This is a genomic window from Hyella patelloides LEGE 07179 (assembly GCF_900659865.1).
In the GTDB taxonomy this organism is placed as follows: domain Bacteria; phylum Cyanobacteriota; class Cyanobacteriia; order Cyanobacteriales; family Xenococcaceae; genus Hyella; species Hyella patelloides.
Window position 1 is genome coordinate 1 of sequence record NZ_LR214289.1, and the last position, 1,601, is coordinate 1,601.

At 37.5% G+C, this 1,601-nt stretch carries 3 protein-coding genes; all 3 read left to right on the forward strand.

Annotation, left to right across the window (positions count from 1 at the left end; translation table 11 throughout):
* Positions 1 to 94 precede the first annotated feature (94 nt).
* A complete protein-coding gene (locus H1P_RS33210; protein ID WP_144875731.1) occupies positions 95 to 295 on the forward strand; it encodes a hypothetical protein in 201 nt (66 codons plus the stop codon).
* Between the two features lie 207 nt (positions 296 to 502).
* Complete coding sequence (locus tag H1P_RS33215) at positions 503 to 1,045, forward strand: siphovirus Gp157 family protein (RefSeq protein WP_144875733.1); 543 nt, start codon at positions 503 to 505, stop codon at positions 1,043 to 1,045.
* A gap of 93 nt (positions 1,046 to 1,138) precedes the next feature.
* Positions 1,139 to 1,501: a hemolysin XhlA family protein gene (locus H1P_RS33220; RefSeq protein WP_144875735.1), complete on the forward strand. Its 363-nt coding sequence runs from the start codon at positions 1,139 to 1,141 to the stop codon at positions 1,499 to 1,501.
* Positions 1,502 to 1,601: the final 100 nt, after the last annotated feature.

Genomic DNA, 1,601 nt, shown 5'->3' on the forward strand with positions numbered 1-1,601 from the left:
AAAAATCTTCAACTTTTAAGCTTTAAATTGGCTTTCAACTTAATTTGTGAGAAAAGTGGGATTATAAATTCAATCAAGTTTCACCGAATTCATCATGACCCAAAAATCAGATCGATACACCATTGCTCTTGAAGATTGTTTAGAAGACACCGCCGAAAACTTTATCTATGCAGAGAGCGAATACAGTCAAATTCCCTCATTTGTCTTAGTTCCCATCATGTTTGAGGCTATTAACGAATGGATTGAAGAATTTTCAACTAATCCAGAGAAATACATTAGCGATCGCTTGGGCTGAAAAGAAATTACCCGATGTACCGAAAAAACAACTAAAGGCTGAGTTTGACTCTCTAAATGATAGTAATGGCAAGAAAGCATTGGCTTGGATTAGTCATGTTCATCAATTGAGTGATGGGGATTTTTAGTACATATCTCCTTTATGGCGATCGCCATAAAGGAGAGCGATCGCTTTTATTAGAAACAACAACAACAAGAATTTTCAACTATGACTCAAGCAACTAGACTCTGGGAATTATCGGACGAGATTCAAGAATTAGAAACCGCGATTTCTTTAATCCAAGAAGACGAAACTTTAAGCGATGGAGAACGAGAAATCAAGTTAGAAGAAACCTTCAATCAATGGTTAGAAGCTGGAGAATCTTTTAAGAGTAAAGCAGAACAGGTAGCTAGTTTTATCCGCCATCAAGAAGCTCTAGCAGCAGCCAGAAAGGAAGAAGCCAAGAGAATACAAGCTTTGGCAAAACAAGCAGAAAATGAAGCCAATCGATTGCGAAAATATCTAATTGCCCAGATGGTACGTTCCGATGTCAAACGCATAGATAGGGTATCTGCCAAAATCAGTTTGAGGAAGAAACAACCCCAAGTACTGTTAAACGTTCCGACCGAAGAATTACCAACCGAATATGTCAGGGTAACTCATAAACCAGATTTAACTAAGATTAGAGCCAAACTCAAAGCTGACGCTCAAGGTGCAATTGGTTGGGCATCTTTGAGCGAACAACAAGAATACTCTGTAACTATTCGTTAATCACAGTTACGCCATAAAATAAGAGAATCCCCTTTGATTGGTAGTCGGTGGGGATTCAATGAAAAAAAACATATCTAACAAAAAGTATATCTCATGAGTAATATTCAAATCGAGTCCGATATTAAAGAAATTCTCAATCGAATTGAAAAACGTTTTGACAAAGTTGATGAAAAGTTCGAGAAACTAGACAACAAGCTCGATCATTTAGAGAACAAACTAGATGGCAAAATCGACCAGCTAGATAAAAATTTTAATGATATGAACCTGAGATTAGCCAAGGTTGAAACCAAGCTCGACGAGGGAATTACACCCAAACTCGATACATTAGGGGAACAAATCAAAGAAATCAAAGGGTCGCAACAGGCGCAAATCTGGACGTTGATTGGAATTTTAATTACTGCTGTGGGTGGTTTTATCGTAGCTGTGGGGCGACTTGTATTTGTTGGCAATCCTTAGCCCAAAATCTCCTTTTGAGCGGTTATTAATAATCGGGGATATATTGGTTAAACGGAAATTAAGAAATAGTTAGGGTTTGCTGAAAAAGTAAGCGAAAAAA

Coding starts and splice junctions, on each gene's coding strand:
- H1P_RS33215 (WP_144875733.1), top strand. CDS start 503: ATGACTCAAGCAACTAGACTCTGGGAATTATCGGACGAGATTCAAGAA.
- H1P_RS33220 (WP_144875735.1), top strand. CDS start 1,139: ATGAGTAATATTCAAATCGAGTCCGATATTAAAGAAATTCTCAATCGA.
- H1P_RS33210 (WP_144875731.1), top strand. CDS start 95: ATGACCCAAAAATCAGATCGATACACCATTGCTCTTGAAGATTGTTTA.